Genomic DNA, 13,844 nt, shown 5'->3' with positions numbered 1-13,844 from the left:
ATATGCGGGACGCCGCGCCTTGCGCGAACGCTTCGCTATCCGCCAGACACTCTCGAGCTTCTGCGTATTCGGCGCTGCCGAGCTGCGCGCAAACACGCCGGTTCGGTGCCGACGGCGTCCGCAGCCGCGTTACGGAGAGATCACTCCGGCTCCGCGCACAACGTCGCGCTGTGCGCGGAACCAGCGGCACCTAGCTCTTGGCTGGCTCGGTGCGGTACAGGTCGGGTTCGAGGTAGATGACGCGGGCCGCGGGCACCGCCGCGCGGACGCGGGACTCGGCGTCATCGATCGCGGTCGCGATGGCGGCGACGTCCAGGCCGGGAACCACGCTGACCTTCGCCGCCACGAGCAACTCCTCCGGGCCGAGGTACTGGGTCTTGAGGTGGATCACCCGATCGATGCGGGTGTCGTCGACCAGGTTCGCGTGGATCAGCCGGTTCTCGTCGGGCGTGGCGCCCTCGCCGATCAGCAGGCTTTGCATCTCCACGATCAGCACGATCGCGATGACACCGAGCAGCGCGCCGATGGCCAGGGTGCCGAGACCGTCCCAGACCGGGTCGCCGGTGAGCATGGTCAAGCCGACACCCGCGAACGCCAGCAGCAGACCGATGAGCGCGCCGGTGTCCTCCAGCAGCACCACCGGAAGCTCCGGGCTGCGCGAATTACGGATGAACCGCCACCAGCTCGCGTCGCCCTTGAGCGGCCTGGACTCGCGGACCGCGGTCGTGAAGCTGTAGATCTCCAGCCCGATCGCGATCAGCAGGATCACGATCGCCACGATCGGCGAACTCAGCTCCTCTGGATGCTGGACCTTGTGGATGCCCTCGTAGATCGCGTATCCGGAGCCGAGGGTGAACAGCACCAGCGCCACGATGAACGAATAGAAGTAGCGATTGCGCGCGTACCCGAACGGGTGCAGCTCCGTCGCTTCCTTCGCGGCGCGCCGCTGCCCGAGCAGCAGCAATCCCTGATTGCCGGTATCGGCCACGGAGTGCACGGCCTCGGCGAGCATCGATCCCGAGCCCGTGATCGCCGCACCGACGAACTTCGCCGCGGCGATTCCCGCGTTCGCCGTCAACGCGGCGATGATCGCCTTCTTGCCACCGCCAGCCGACATGGCAGCATGTCCTCTCTGTCTTCGAGCTATCCGCGAACAGCCTAACGGGCGGACAGTTCAGGCGGTCGGGCCGACGCACGCGCAGAACAGCTGGACGTCGCCGTCCACCGCCTGGGCCCGAATGTCGATGTCGGCGGCGGAGATCCAGGCCGCGCCGCCGCGGGTGAGCTCCAGCGAGGAGTCGTTCTGCCACAGCCGCACCGTCCCCGCGGTGCACAGCACGATGCCCGGTCCCGCCGCGGTGAGCGGTACCCGCGCCGAGCCCGCGACGAGGTCGAAGCGCCGTAGCGCGAACTCGGGCGCGGGCGTGCGATAGCGCACCGACCCGTCGCCCGCCGGTTCCGGCAGCACCACGGGCAGGCTGATCGGCTCGAAGTCCAGCACTCGCAACAGCTCCGGCACGTCGACGTGTTTCGGGGTGAGACCGCCGCGCAGCACGTTGTCCGAGTTGGCCATGATCTCCACGCCCAGCCCACGCAGGTAGGCGTGCAGGTTCCCGGCCGCCATGAACAACCCCTGACCCGGCTGCAGGGTGACCCGGTTCAGCAGCAGCGAAGCGAGCACACCCGCGTCGCCGGGGTAGGCCTCGGCGAGTTCCAGCGTGGTGCGCGCCTCGGCGGTGAACTCGCGCGTGCCCTTGCCGGACAGATACCGCACGCAGCCGTCAAGCACCGCGGGCAGCAGCGTGGCGAGCACGTGCTGCGGCAGCGTGATCCAGGTGGTGAACAAGGTGCGCAGACCAGCCGAATCCGGTTGGGCGGCAAGCAGTTCGGTATAGGAGCTCAGCGCGTCCACGGCCAGCGCGCGCAGCAACGCGACCGTGCGGTGCGGGTCGCGGAAACCGGCCAGCGCCTCGAAGCGATCCAGCGCGACGATCAACTCGGGCTTGTGGTTCTCGTCGCGGTAGTTGCGCAGCGGCGAGTCCAATGGCACCTTGGCCCGGTTCTCCTTATCGAACCCCGCCTTGGCCTGCGCCATGCTCGGATGCGCCTGCAGGGACAGTGGCTCCTCGGCCGCCAGGACCTTCAGCAGGAACGGGAGCTTGCCGCCGAATTCCACGGCGGCGGAGCCCAATTCCCGATCCGGGTCTTCGGCGACGAGCTCCAGCAGCGAGGTGGTGCGGTCGCCGAGCCGCACGTACGCGGGGTCGGCGGGGTGGGCTCCGAACCACAGTTCCGCCTCCGGATGGGCGGACGGCACCGGTCTGCCGCACAGGTGAGCGAGCGCGGTGCGCGATCCCCAGGCATACGAACGGAGCGCACCAACGAGTTCGTGCACTAGTAGCTTCCCCCGAACTGCCCCTGGCTGTCGGCCGCGACGGCGCGCGAGCCGATCAGCCGCAGGTAGGCGGCGGCCATCTCCAGTCGCAGCGCGAGCACGGCGAGCTGTTCGAGTTCGGTGCCTCGTCCTGGCGCGGACTCCTCGGCATGGGTCGGCCCGGGTGCGGTGGGGTCGGTCATCTCGGTATGCAGCAGGTCGACGTCGGCGTTCACCAGATCGGCGTCCACCAGATTCGACTCGCCGCCGAACACCGCGATGCGGCGGCGCGCGGCGGCGCGATCGCGATCGGCGCTGAGCACGAACACCCGGATGCGCTCCACCGGAGCGGGTCCGTCGAGTTCCTCGTCGTGGAACAGCGGATCGAAACCGGGCGCGGATTCGCCTGCGGCCTCGCTCATCGTGGCCTTCGCCGCCACGGCCTCGGCCAGGTCCACCGCGGTGGCCACCTTGCCCGCCGACTGCAGCAGCACTTCGGCGCCGTGCTCGGCCAGTTCGGCGGCGGCCGGTGAATCGCCCGCCAGCACGATGCCGCGCTGTTGCATGCGCGCGGCCAACGTCTTGGCGGGATTGTGGAAGACCTCGTTGTGCGGACCGTCGCGCAGCGCCTCCGCGTCCAGCACGTCGGCCAGCTCGGCGAGTTCGGGGACGGCCACGCCGGTGCGCACCGGGTCGACCGCGCGCAGCACCGCGATCCCAGCGGCCAGGAAGCGCAGCAGACGGTTGTGCCCGAGCACCTGCACCCTCGGCTCCAGCACGGCGGCTCGACCGGCCGCCGCGGCACGCAGCGGCCCTTCGTGCGGCGCGGCGACGACCACTTCCGCGCCGCGGCGCAGCGCCCGATCGACCGCGTCGATCAGCCGCGGGTCGCCCGCGTCGTCGCCTGCGACCAGCACGACATCCAGTGGACTGACCCACGGCGGGAGGGCGGCGGCGGACACGACGGGCAGGCCGGCACGGTCGCCGATGGCGGCGACGAGCAGGCTCGCGGCCCGCGCCGCCCGTCCGGCACCGGAGACCAGTACCACGCTGCGCGGTCGCAGATCGGCCAGGCGGGCCAGCGCGTCCTCACCGACGGCCGCCGCAGTGGCGCGCACCTGGGCGCCGCCGGAGGCGGCCGAGCGCAGGGCGCCGCCGGCATCGGCTGCCTCGAGTGAAGCGGCATCGTCGAGGTCGAGCACCGGTGTTCCAGCGATCATCGGGCGTCCCACCTCCCCTCATCGCGCTGTGTCGTTTCCGCCCCCGCGCCCACCCGGTCGGGTTGCCGTGCCGAGACCGAGTCGGGCGAATCCAAGGCCTGTGATTCCACTATTCCAGTCAGGAGCGCACGATGCTCAGGATCTCGATTACGAGTGCGTCTACTTCCTCCGCCGATCGGGCCTCGACGTTCAGCCGGAGCAACGGCTCGGTATTCGACGCGCGCAGGTTGAACCAGGCGTTGTCGGCCAGCTGCACGGTCACCCCGTCCAGCCGGTCCACCGAGTGCGCCCGGTCCGCGAAAGCGTCCACCACGGCCATCGTCCGCTCCGCGGCGTCGGACACCGTGGAATTGATCTCGCCGGAAGCCGCGTAGGTCGCGTACGACGACATCAGTTCCGACACCGGCCGGTCCTTCTCGCCGAGCGCTGCGAGCACGTGCAGCGCCGCGAGCATGCCGGAGTCGGCGCCCCAGAAGTCGCGGAAGTAGTAGTGCGCGGAGTGCTCGCCGCCGAATACGGCTCCGGTGGCGGCCATTTCCTGCTTGATGAACGAGTGGCCCACCCTGGTGCGCACCGGCGTACCGCCCAGCTCGTGCACCAGCTCCGGCACCGCCCGGGAGGTGATCAGGTTGTGGATGATCACCGCGCCCGGCTCCTTGGCCAGTTCCCGCTCGGCGACCAGGGCGGTGATCGCCGAGGGCGACACCGGGTCGCCGTTCTCGTCGACCACGAAGCAGCGGTCGGCGTCGCCGTCGAAGGCCAGGCCGATGTCCGCGCCCGAGCTGCGGACCAGCTTCTGCAGGTCCACCAGGTTCGCCGGGTCGAGCGGGTTGGCCTCATGGTTCGGGAAGCTGCCGTCCAACTCGAAATACAGCGGGACGACGGTCACCTGCGGCAGCGTGCCGAGCACCGCGGGCACGGTGTGCCCGCCCATGCCGTTGCCCGCGTCCACGGCGATGGTGAGCGGGCGGATGCCGCCGAGATCGACCAAGCCGCGCAGGAATGCCGCGTAGTCGGCGAGCAGATCGATTTCGGTCGCGGTGCCGCGATGGCCGGGGCAGTCGGGGACGCCTTCGATCAGCTCGTTCTTGATCGTGGCCAGGCCGGTGTCCTGTCCCACCGGGAGAGCCTTGGCGCGGCACAGCTTGATGCCGTTGTAGCGGGCCGGGTTGTGGCTGGCGGTGAACATGGCGCCCGGGCAATCCAGGTGGCCGGAGGCGAAGTACAGCTGGTCGGTCGAGGCGAGGCCGATGTGCACCACATCGAGTCCCTGGCCGAGCACGCCGTCGGCGAAGGCGGCCGAGAGCTCGGGGGAGGAGTCCCGCATGTCGTGTCCGATGACGATCCGGCTCGCGCCTTCCGCGCGCATCAACCTGGCGAACGACGCGCCGACGTCCCTGACGAATTCCGCGTCGATCTGATCACCGACCACGCCGCGAACGTCGTAGGCCTTGATCACCGCGTTCACGAATTCGGCAGAGCGGGCGACTGTCATGCCCAACACCCTAGTGGTTGCTCCGGGCGGGTCCGACACCCTCCTGGCCGGATCAGGACGGCGGGTCGGGAAGCACGCGGAGATGGCCGCGGCGGCCGGTGCGCGTGGTGCGCGGCGGCGGGGGTGTGTAGTCGCGATAGCCGCGCTGTTCGTGTTCCGGCGGTCGGCGGCGCAGCCCGGCTTCGCGCACCGCCTCCGCTAGCGCGGTCAGATCGTCGTCATCCGGTGTGCTGGAGGAGAATCCGCCTTCGTGGCGGACCAGTTCCCAGCCCTTCGGAGCGGTGATTCGGGAGCCGTGCGTTTCGCAGAGATCCCAGGAGTGCGGTTCGGCGACCGTCGCGAGCGGCCCGACCACTGCCGTCGAATCCGAGTACACATAGGTGAGCGTCGCGACGGCCGGATTCTTGCAGCCTGGACGGCAGCAACGACGCATGGGAATCACGCCGATGAGCGTAACCCCCCTGCCGCATCGATGGGGACAGACACGCTTGAAGAATCTCGGTCTGCTTTCAGCAAAATGAGGACAGCACGGCCTTCCGCGGTCGCGCGTGCGACGGCCCGCGGTATGTCGCAGAGCGGGAGTTCTCGGAGTACCCAGGGGGTGGCCGGCCCACACATGCGGTCGCCCGGGATCGACCCCGCAACGGCATTCGGGGTCCGCCGCCGGGTGGATGGGTGCGAATCACTCGGCTTCCGGATCGATCACGTCCGGGTCGACGCCGAGGTAGGTGGCGACCTGCTGGACCAGCACTTCGCGCAGCAGGTCCACCAGATCGTCGGGATCGCTGGCGCGCAGCTCGAGCGGCTTGCGGAACAGCACCACCCGCGCCCGGGTGGCCGCGCCGTGCCGATCGACGCCCGCCGGGATGAGCCGGGACAGCGGCACCGGTCCGTCGGCGACCACCTCGTCCGGCCAGGTGACCGAATCCGGATGCAGCGGACGGATTTTCGGAACGTCATCGACGGCGATGTCCAGCTTGGTGAGCCGGTCGTGCCAGCGGCTGTCCAGCGGGGCGAACGCCTCCAGCACCAGCCGGTCGAACTTCTGGCCGCGGGTCCGCCACGCCGGCACGGTGGGCGGCAGCATCGGCCCGCGCACCCCACGGCCGCGGCGGGTCACCGACCGGGCGGTCGGCGGTCGGCGCTTACGGGAACGTGCCATGACACAAAATCTAGGCCAGCCGGCTCCGGCCGTCCGCATCGAGGCGGCGAGATCCGCTCCGGTCGTGTCGCTGTGCCCGGAGTCGCCCTGGTAGGGACTTCGACTCCGGGCGCCGCGTACGTCGGTCAGCCGATGCCGCGCTTGAGGCGGCGGCGCTCCCGCTCGGAGAGACCGCCCCAGATGCCGAAGCGCTCATCGTGCGCGAGTGCGTACTCCAAGCACTCGTCGCGTACTTCACACCCCATGCAGATCCGTTTGGCCTCACGGGTGGAGCCGCCCTTCTCGGGGAAGAACGCCTCCGGATCGGTCTGCGCGCACAGAGCGCGCTCCTGCCACTGCTCTTCGATGGATTCGAACATCTCGTCGAAGCCGGTCACGACCAGGCTGAGCCGGGGCGCCGCGACTCCGTCACCCCCCTCTCCGTCCTTCCAGCCGTTGTCTGCGCAGACGCCACGTGCTGCGCCTGCTGTGGAATCGGTCGGCGAGACCATCTCATTGGCCACGCTCCGCCTCCTCACTGTGTGTTAGCGCAGAATGATTCTTTCCGTCGGACCAACACGCGCACCGACGGCCATACCCCGCGACGTTGTCCCGCGGACGTCCCCGAGCTTGTCATCCCTATGCGAACATGTGTTCGAAATGCCGCTCGCGCCTTGAACTCTCGCGCGAACCCGGAATGACATGACTGTGATTAGACACGCCGGACGCGTCGATGGTCAAGCCGCCGTCGCTATTCCGTTACTATCCGCAGCCGCATTCCGAACTGATCTCGCTCCGTGCAATAGCAAATAAACAGCAAATTTGCCGCGAACGGGAGTTGCCACGCCACCGCATAGGCTGTGCGGATGTGACTGGACAACAAGCGGGCGCCACGCACGGACCCCGGATCGCCGTGCTGGTCGGCGGCGTCGGTGGCGCGCGTTTCCTTCAGGGCGTCCGGGAACTGCTGCCCGAGGCCGATGTCGCCGCCATCGTGAACGTCGGCGACGACGTCTGGATGCACGGCCTCCGGATCTGTCCCGACCTCGATACCTGCATGTATACCCTGGGCGGCGGCATCGATACCGAGCGGGGCTGGGGTCGGGTCGGCGAGACCTGGCACGCCAAGGAGGAGCTCGCGAAATATCGCGCGCAGCCGGACTGGTTCGGTTTGGGCGACCGCGATATCGCCACGCATCTGATCCGCACCGAAATGTTGCGCGCCGGATACCCGCTCTCTGCGGTCACCGAGGCGCTGTGCAACCGGTGGGAGCCGGGCGTGAAACTGATCCCGGCAACCGATGATCGCTGCGAAACGCATGTCGTTGTGACCGATCCGGACAACCCTGGCGAACGACGCGCGATCCATTTCCAGGAGTGGTGGGTTCGCTACCGTGCGAACATCGAGACCCATGGATTCGCCACAATTGGCGCCGAGGAGGCCAAACCGGCGCCAAATGTGATCGAAATCATAGAATCCGCTGATGTGGTCTTGCTCGCACCGTCGAACCCCGTCGTGAGCATCGGCGCCATCCTGGCGGTGCCCGGTATCCGCGGTGCGCTGCGCACCACCGCGGCCAAGGTGATCGGCGTCTCCGGCGTCATCGACGGCAAGCCGTTGCGCGGCATGGCCGACGAGTGCCTGTCGGTGATCGGGGTCCAGACCTCGGCCGAGGCGATCGGCCGCTACTACGGCGCGCGATCGGCCACCGGAATCCTGGACGGCTGGCTGATCCACAGCACCGACACCGCCGACGTGCCCGGTGTGGAGGTGCGCAGCGTGCCCTTGTTGATGACCGACCCGCCGGCCACCGCCGAAATGGTGCGTCAGGCGCTGGATCTCGCCGGAGTGAAGCCGTGACGACCACACCGACCGATCACGCGGCCGGAGAGCTGCGCATCCTGCCCATCACCGGGCTGCCGGAATTCCGGCCGGGTGACGACCTCGCCGAACACATCGCCCGATGCGCGCCGTGGCTGGCCGACGGCGACGTGCTCGTGGTCACGAGCAAGATCGTCGCGAAGGTCGAGGGACGCATCGTGGACGCGCCGGTGGACCCCGAGGAACGCGATGCCGTCCGGCGCACGCTCATCGACCAGGAAGCGGTGCGCGTACTCGCGCGCAGGGGTCGCACGCTGATCACCGAGAACAAGCTCGGCATCGTGCAGGCGGCCTCCGGTGTCGACGGCTCGAACGTCGAGCAGGGCGAGTTGGTGCTGCTGCCCACCGATCCGGACGCCAGCGCCAAGGCGCTGCGCGCGGCGCTGGCCCAACGGCTGGGCGTGACGGTCGCGGTGGTGGTCACCGACACCATGGGTCGTGCGTGGCGCAATGGCCAGACCGACGCGGCCATCGGCGCCGCTGGGCTCCGGGTGCTGTACGACTACGCGGGCGCGGTGGACGGCCAGGGCAACGAGCTGTTCGTCACCCAGGTCGCCGTGGCCGACGAACTCGCGGCCGCCGCGGACCTCGTGAAAGGCAAGCTGGGCGGTGTCCCGGTGGCCGTGGTGCGCGGGCTGCCGGTGGTCGACGACGGATCCAGCGCCACCGATCTGCTGCGCGGCGGCACCGAGGACCTGTTCTGGCTCGGCACCGCCGAGGCGATCGAGCGCGGGCGTAAAGAGGCGATCCTGCTGCGTCGCTCGATTCGCCAGTTCGCCGACGCTCCGGTCGATCCCGAACGCATTCGGGCGGCGGTGTCGGTCGCGCTGACCGCCCCAGCCCCGCATCACACGCGCCCGGTGCGATTCGTCTGGCTGCGCAAGCCGGGACTGCGCACCCAGTTGCTCGAGGCGATGGCGGAGAAGTGGCGCGCGGATCTGGCCGCCGACGGGCTCGCGCCGGAGCGGATCGAGCGCCGGATCGCCCGCGGCCGCATCCTGTTCGACGCTCCCGAGGTGATCATCCCGTTCTGCGTGCCGGATGGGGCGCACGACTATCCGGATCTACTGCGCCGTGGGTACGAACACACCATGTTCACCGTCGCCGTGGGCGCGGCGGTGCAGGGCTTGCTGGTCGCCTTGGCCGCCGAGGGGATCGGCAGCTGCTGGATCGGTTCGACGATCTTCGCGCCGGAGGTCACCCGCGATGTCCTCGGACTGGCCGAGGACTGGAGTCCACTCGGCGCGATCGCCATCGGTCATCCGCTCGAAGAGCTGACCCCGCGGCCGGTGGTCGGCGCCGGTTCCGGGCTGGTCGAGCTGTGACGGTGCTCGGCCGGGTCGGGCGCGGCGAACCGGGGCGCGGCCGGTGAGCGCGGAATCCCTGCACGCCTCGGCGACCGCGCTGCTCGAATCCTGGTGTCCGGCAGCCGATTCCGATCGGTCGCTGCGCGAGGCGATGCTGGCGTTCCTCGGCTCGGCTCCGCGCGGCTGCCTGCGCGAACACGCGCCGGGCCACATCACCGCCTCCGCGGTGGTCTTCTCCGCGGACGGTCGCGAGGTGCTGCTCACCCTGCATCCACGCGTCGGCCGTTGGATCCAGCTCGGCGGCCATTGCGAGGAGCGCGACGACACCGTCGCGGCCGCCGCGCTGCGCGAAGCGACCGAGGAGTCGGGCATCGCGGGTCTGCGGCTGGAGCCGGGTCTGTATGGCGCCCAGGCGCATCCGATCAAGTGCTCGCTGGGGGTGCCCACCCGGCACCTCGACCTCCTGTTCCGTATCACCGCTCCCGCGGGCGCGGTCCCGGTGCGGAGTCACGAATCCACCGATCTGCGCTGGTGGCCAGTGGACGCGTTGCCCGCCGACGCCGACGTTCTGTTGCGCTGACCCTCCCAGCGCTGGAGCCCCGGCCGGATGCCCCATCCGGTCGGGGCTTTGTCGTTTCGCGCCCCATCGGGGTTTACAAATTGTCTGATTTGTCTAGACAGGCGACAAATGACCGTCTATCGTCCACTGTGAGAGGTAATGCACGTCACATGTGACGTGTCCTTGTGGAATGGAGACAACGATGTCGACGAACGCCGACAGTGCCGTGCGGCCGGTCGAGGTACCGGCTTGGCGCGACCGCAAACGCTATTTGTGGCTGTGGGGGTTGTTCGCCCCTACGGGCCTGTTCACGATCGGGCTTCCGCTCATCTGGGCGTTGAACGAAATCGGCTGGCATCGCCTCGCGCATGTGCCCTTCTGGCTCGGGCCGATCCTGGTCTACGTGCTGATTCCGATCGCCGACATCTGCTTCGGGCCGGACGGCTCGAACCCGCCGGATGAGGTGATGGAGTACCTGGAGAACGACAGGTACTACCGCTACCTCACCTACCTGTACCTGCCGTTCCAGTACGCCGTGCTGCTGATGGGCGCCTACCTGATCACCGCGAACGACGTGAGCTGGCTCGGCATCGACGGCGGGTTGCACGTGGTGGACAAGATCGGCCTGGCGATCACCGTGGGCATGATCGGTGGCATCGGCATCAATACCGCGCACGAACTCGGCCACAAGAAGGTGGACCTGGAACGCTGGCTCTCCCGCATCGCGCTGGCCCAGTCGTTCTACGGGCACTTCTACATCGAGCACAACCGCGGCCACCATGTCCGCGTAGCGACGCCGGAGGATCCGGCCAGTTCCCGGGTGGGCGAGACGTTCTGGGCGTTCTGGCCGCGCACTGTGTGGGGCAGCCTGAAGTCGTCCTGGCATCTGGAGAAGGTCCGCCTGGAGCGGCTCGGCGCGAAACCGTGGAGCCTGCGCAACGAGGTGCTCAGCGCCTGGCTGATGTCGGCCGTGCTGTACGCGGCGCTGCTGGCGGTGTTCGGCATCGAGCTGCTGCCGTATCTGATCCTGCAGGCCGTGGTCGGCTTCAGCCTGCTGGAGGCGGTGAACTACCTGGAGCACTACGGCTTGGTGCGCCAGCGCACGGCGAGCGGACGGTACGAGCGGCCGGCTCCGGTGCACAGCTGGAACAGCGACCACATCGTCACCAACATCTTCCTGTACCACCTGCAGCGGCACAGCGATCATCACGCCTACCCGACCCGCCGCTACCAGACGCTGCGCAGCTGGGACGGTGCGCCGAACCTGCCGAGCGGTTACGCCAGCATGATCCTGCTGGCCTACTTCCCTCCGCTGTGGCGCCGCGTCATGGACAAGCGCGTGCTCGCGCACTACGACGGCGACATCACCCGCGCCAACATCGACCCGGGCAAGCGGGATAAGGTGCTCGCGCGCTACGGCGTCCGAGATGGAGTCGCCGGAGGTGGGGGCGCATGAGCTCGTACCGCTGCCCCGTCTGCGACTACGTCTTCGACGAGGCGAAAGGCGCGCCGCACGAGGGATTCCCGCCGGGCACCCGGTGGGAGACGGTGCCGGACGACTGGTGCTGCCCGGACTGCGGCGTGCGGGAGAAGATCGACTTCGAATTGACAGGGGTGAGCAAATGAGTGACTACAAGCTCTATCAGTGCATTCAGTGCGGCTTCGAATACGACGAGGCCAAGGGCTGGCCGGAGGACGGCATCGCGCCGGGCACCCGCTGGGACGACATCCCCGACGACTGGACCTGTCCGGACTGCGGCGCCGCCAAGGCGGACTTCTTCATGGTCGAAATCGAACGGTCGTGAGATTTTGACTGCGGCAGTTCCCCGTGACAGTGTCGCGAGTATGCCGCGCAACGGAACCAGGACTCCCTACCAGGAGGCCGCGCGGGAACTGCTGCGGACGTCGGTCCTGGACGCGATGCGCCAGCTGCTCACCGAGCGGGACTGGTCCAAGATCACGCTCGGTGACGTCGCGGCCAGGGCTGGCGTGAGCAGGCAGACGCTCTACAACGAGTTCGGCTCGCGCAGCGGGCTCACCCAGGCCTACGCCCTGCGCCTGGCCGACGACCTGGTCGATCACGTGGACGCGGCGATCAACGGAAACGTCGGTGACGCCCGCGCCGCCTTCCGCGACGGCATGGCCAACTTCTTCGTCGACGCGGCCGCCGACCCCCTGGTCCAGTCGCTGGTCGCGGGCGAGGTGAAGCTGGATCTGCTGCGGCTGATCACGCTCGATGCCGGGCCGTTGCTCGAGCACGCGACCGAGCGGCTGGCGCTCGCCTTCCAGCACAGCTGGGTGGCGGCGACGGCGGCCGAGTCGGACGTGATCGCGCACGCGCTGGTGCGGATCGCCCTCAGCTACATCCCCACTCCGCCGGAGCCGGGGCGGGACGTGCCCGCGGAGCTGAGCGCGCTGCTGAGTCCTTACGTGGAGGCGATCCTCGCCGCGCGGGTGCAGAGCTGAGCGGGCGCGGGCAACCGGCTCGCGACGCCTCAGCATCTGCGCGGCGACTTGAAAACCGACTGCACGGCTTGTAATCGCCGACACGTTTCACCGCCAACCGGTGTGTAACAAACGGCAAGTCTGCAAGTATTCTCAGGCGGGTCGGGTCGTCGGAGTTTCGTGTCTTCATCGAGATGGGGCAAAAGTGCAAACGGTTGGCAATCCGGTGGGATCGCCCGATCCCAAACGCCATCTGTGGGTTCTCGGCTTGCTCGCGCCATCGTCGGCTTTGCTGCCGTCGCAGCTTGTGCTCCACACCGGTGTGGAGGTGTTCTGGTGGATCGGCCCGATCATCGTGCTGATCGTGATTCCGGTGCTGGACTGGGCAATCGGCGTGGACGGCAACAACCCCAAGGACGAGCACTACGAGCTGCTGTCCAACGATAGGTACTACCGGTGGTGCACCTATCTGATGCTGCCGGTGCAGCTGGTCGGGCTGGTGATCGCGAGCTACATGTGGGCCGGTGACGAGCTGAGCGTGGTCGACAAGCTCGGCTTGGCCGCCACCCTGGGTTTCGTCAGTGGCATCGGCATCAACGCCGCCCACGAACTCGGGCACCGGGTCGAGCGGATGGAACGCTGGCTGGCCAAGATCGCCCTCGCCCAGTCCGGGTACGGGCACTTCTTCGTCGAGCACAACCGCGGCCACCATGTGCGCGTGGCGACGCCGGAGGACCCGGCCAGCGGCAGGCTGGGGGAGTCGCTGTGGGAATTCCTGCCGCGCAGCGTCTCCGGGAGCTTCCGTTCGGCGATCGCCCTGGAGCGCGAGCGTCTCGCCCGCAAGGGCAAGGGCTGGTGGAGCGTCGACAACCACATCCTGCAGGCGTGGTCGATGACGGTGGTGCTGTTCGGCGCCCTGGTCGCGGCGTTCGGCTACCAGGTGCTGCCCTGGCTGGCGTTGCAGGCGGTGATCGGCATCGGCCTGCTGGAGACGGTGAACTACGTCGAGCACTACGGTTTGCTGCGTGCTCGCCGACCGAACGGCATGTACGCTCGCTGCTCGCCGCGGGACAGCTGGAACAGCGACCACCTGGTCACCAACATCTTCCTGTTCCACCTGCAGCGCCACAGCGATCACCACGCCAACCCGGGCCGTCGCTACCAGACGCTGCGCAGCTCCGAGCAGGCCCCGCAACTGCCGGCCGGGTACGCCACCATGATCGTGTTCGCCGCCGTTCCGCCGCTGTGGCGGTGGGTGATGGACAAGCGCGTCCTCGCCCACTACGGCGGCGACCTCACGCTGGCGAACATCCAGCCGCGCAAACGGCGCCGGATCCTGGCCGCCCGCGGGGTGATCGCGTAAAGGCCGAGACGGCCGCGTAGACGGCTCGGTCGGACGAAGACCGGCGGCAGGCCACGCC

Annotated in this window: 15 protein-coding genes; 8 read left to right on the top strand and 7 right to left on the bottom strand. The window is 68.7% G+C overall.

The window, feature by feature from the left end; all coding sequences use genetic code 11:
* Positions 1-190: 190 nt before the first annotated feature.
* The 7 genes from IU459_RS17505 to IU459_RS17475 all read right to left on the bottom strand — a co-directional run bounded on the left by IU459_RS17505 (position 191) and on the right by IU459_RS17475 (position 6,610).
* Positions 191-1,117: a cation diffusion facilitator family transporter gene (locus tag IU459_RS17505; RefSeq protein WP_195130607.1), complete on the bottom strand. Its 927-nt coding sequence runs from the start codon at positions 1,115-1,117 to the stop codon at positions 191-193.
* Between the two features lie 57 nt (positions 1,118-1,174).
* Positions 1,175-2,395 (bottom strand): mannose-6-phosphate isomerase, class I, encoded by a 1,221-nt coding sequence (gene manA / locus IU459_RS17500; RefSeq protein ID WP_195130606.1) that lies wholly within the window; start codon positions 2,393-2,395, stop codon positions 1,175-1,177.
* Entirely contained in the window at positions 2,395-3,594 is a 1,200-nt protein-coding gene (locus IU459_RS17495; RefSeq protein ID WP_195130605.1) for a tobH protein, read from the bottom strand. Before IU459_RS17495 ends, manA begins: the two co-directional genes overlap by 1 nt.
* A 118-nt stretch (positions 3,595-3,712) precedes the next feature.
* The gene (locus IU459_RS17490) at positions 3,713-5,089 is read right to left on the bottom strand and encodes a phosphomannomutase/phosphoglucomutase (RefSeq protein ID WP_195130604.1); all 1,377 of its coding nucleotides are present in this window, start codon (positions 5,087-5,089) and stop codon (positions 3,713-3,715) included.
* Between the two features lie 52 nt (positions 5,090-5,141).
* Positions 5,142-5,522: a DUF3499 domain-containing protein gene (locus tag IU459_RS17485; RefSeq protein ID WP_228838094.1), complete on the bottom strand. Its 381-nt coding sequence runs from the start codon at positions 5,520-5,522 to the stop codon at positions 5,142-5,144.
* 249 nt (positions 5,523-5,771) lie between these two features.
* Positions 5,772-6,251, bottom strand: coding sequence for a metallopeptidase family protein (locus tag IU459_RS17480; protein WP_169333889.1), 480 nt, complete (start codon positions 6,249-6,251; stop codon positions 5,772-5,774).
* A gap of 125 nt (positions 6,252-6,376) precedes the next feature.
* Positions 6,377-6,610 (bottom strand): WhiB family transcriptional regulator, encoded by a 234-nt coding sequence (locus tag IU459_RS17475; protein WP_029901515.1) that lies wholly within the window; start codon positions 6,608-6,610, stop codon positions 6,377-6,379.
* 353 nt (positions 6,611-6,963) lie between these two features.
* Between IU459_RS17475 and cofD the strand changes: the two genes are divergently transcribed.
* From cofD to IU459_RS17435, 8 genes are all read left to right on the top strand, one after another.
* A complete protein-coding gene (gene cofD, locus IU459_RS17470; protein ID WP_195130602.1) occupies positions 6,964-8,091 on the top strand; it encodes a 2-phospho-L-lactate transferase in 1,128 nt (375 codons plus the stop codon).
* Positions 8,088-9,437, top strand: a complete 1,350-nt coding sequence (locus IU459_RS17465; protein ID WP_195130601.1) for a coenzyme F420-0:L-glutamate ligase — start codon at positions 8,088-8,090, stop codon at positions 9,435-9,437. The genes cofD and IU459_RS17465 overlap by 4 nt, the downstream gene beginning before the upstream one ends.
* A 43-nt stretch (positions 9,438-9,480) precedes the next feature.
* The gene (locus IU459_RS17460; RefSeq protein ID WP_195130600.1) at positions 9,481-9,999 is read left to right on the top strand and encodes an NUDIX hydrolase; all 519 of its coding nucleotides are present in this window, start codon (positions 9,481-9,483) and stop codon (positions 9,997-9,999) included.
* A 181-nt stretch (positions 10,000-10,180) separates the two neighbouring features.
* Positions 10,181-11,434: an alkane 1-monooxygenase gene (locus IU459_RS17455; protein WP_195130599.1), complete on the top strand. Its 1,254-nt coding sequence runs from the start codon at positions 10,181-10,183 to the stop codon at positions 11,432-11,434.
* On the top strand, positions 11,431-11,604 hold the full coding sequence (locus IU459_RS17450) for a rubredoxin (protein WP_195130598.1): 174 nt from the start codon (positions 11,431-11,433) through the stop codon (positions 11,602-11,604). The genes IU459_RS17455 and IU459_RS17450 overlap by 4 nt, the downstream gene beginning before the upstream one ends.
* On the top strand, positions 11,601-11,783 hold the full coding sequence (locus IU459_RS17445; protein WP_195130597.1) for a rubredoxin: 183 nt from the start codon (positions 11,601-11,603) through the stop codon (positions 11,781-11,783). The genes IU459_RS17450 and IU459_RS17445 overlap by 4 nt, the downstream gene beginning before the upstream one ends.
* A gap of 40 nt (positions 11,784-11,823) precedes the next feature.
* On the top strand, positions 11,824-12,444 hold the full coding sequence (locus IU459_RS17440) for a TetR/AcrR family transcriptional regulator (RefSeq protein WP_195130596.1): 621 nt from the start codon (positions 11,824-11,826) through the stop codon (positions 12,442-12,444).
* Between the two features lie 205 nt (positions 12,445-12,649).
* Positions 12,650-13,786, top strand: a complete 1,137-nt coding sequence (locus tag IU459_RS17435) for an alkane 1-monooxygenase (protein ID WP_324198909.1) — start codon at positions 12,650-12,652, stop codon at positions 13,784-13,786.
* Positions 13,787-13,844 lie beyond the last annotated feature (58 nt).

The sequence above is a fragment of the Nocardia amamiensis genome (assembly GCF_015477605.1).
GTDB classification, from domain to species: domain Bacteria; phylum Actinomycetota; class Actinomycetes; order Mycobacteriales; family Mycobacteriaceae; genus Nocardia; species Nocardia amamiensis_A.
The sequence above is the reverse complement of the archived record's forward strand: the minus strand, read 5'-3'. Positions and strand labels throughout refer to the sequence as shown.

What these genes read in the sequence shown, in the direction of transcription:
- IU459_RS17505 (WP_195130607.1), bottom strand. Translation starts at nt 1,117, where the DNA reads ATGTCGGCTGGCGGTGGCAAGAAGGCGATCATCGCCGCGTTGACGGCG.
- IU459_RS17495 (WP_195130605.1), bottom strand. Translation starts at nt 3,594, where the DNA reads ATGATCGCTGGAACACCGGTGCTCGACCTCGACGATGCCGCTTCACTC.
- IU459_RS17490 (WP_195130604.1), bottom strand. Translation starts at nt 5,089, where the DNA reads ATGACAGTCGCCCGCTCTGCCGAATTCGTGAACGCGGTGATCAAGGCC.
- IU459_RS17485 (WP_228838094.1), bottom strand. Translation starts at nt 5,522, where the DNA reads ATGCGTCGTTGCTGCCGTCCAGGCTGCAAGAATCCGGCCGTCGCGACG.
- IU459_RS17480 (WP_169333889.1), bottom strand. Translation starts at nt 6,251, where the DNA reads ATGGCACGTTCCCGTAAGCGCCGACCGCCGACCGCCCGGTCGGTGACC.
- IU459_RS17475 (WP_029901515.1), bottom strand. Translation starts at nt 6,610, where the DNA reads ATGTTCGAATCCATCGAAGAGCAGTGGCAGGAGCGCGCTCTGTGCGCG.
- cofD (WP_195130602.1), top strand. Translation starts at nt 6,964, where the DNA reads ATGGTCAAGCCGCCGTCGCTATTCCGTTACTATCCGCAGCCGCATTCC.
- IU459_RS17455 (WP_195130599.1), top strand. Translation starts at nt 10,181, where the DNA reads ATGTCGACGAACGCCGACAGTGCCGTGCGGCCGGTCGAGGTACCGGCT.
- IU459_RS17450 (WP_195130598.1), top strand. Translation starts at nt 11,431, where the DNA reads ATGAGCTCGTACCGCTGCCCCGTCTGCGACTACGTCTTCGACGAGGCG.
- IU459_RS17445 (WP_195130597.1), top strand. Translation starts at nt 11,601, where the DNA reads ATGAGTGACTACAAGCTCTATCAGTGCATTCAGTGCGGCTTCGAATAC.
- IU459_RS17440 (WP_195130596.1), top strand. Translation starts at nt 11,824, where the DNA reads ATGCCGCGCAACGGAACCAGGACTCCCTACCAGGAGGCCGCGCGGGAA.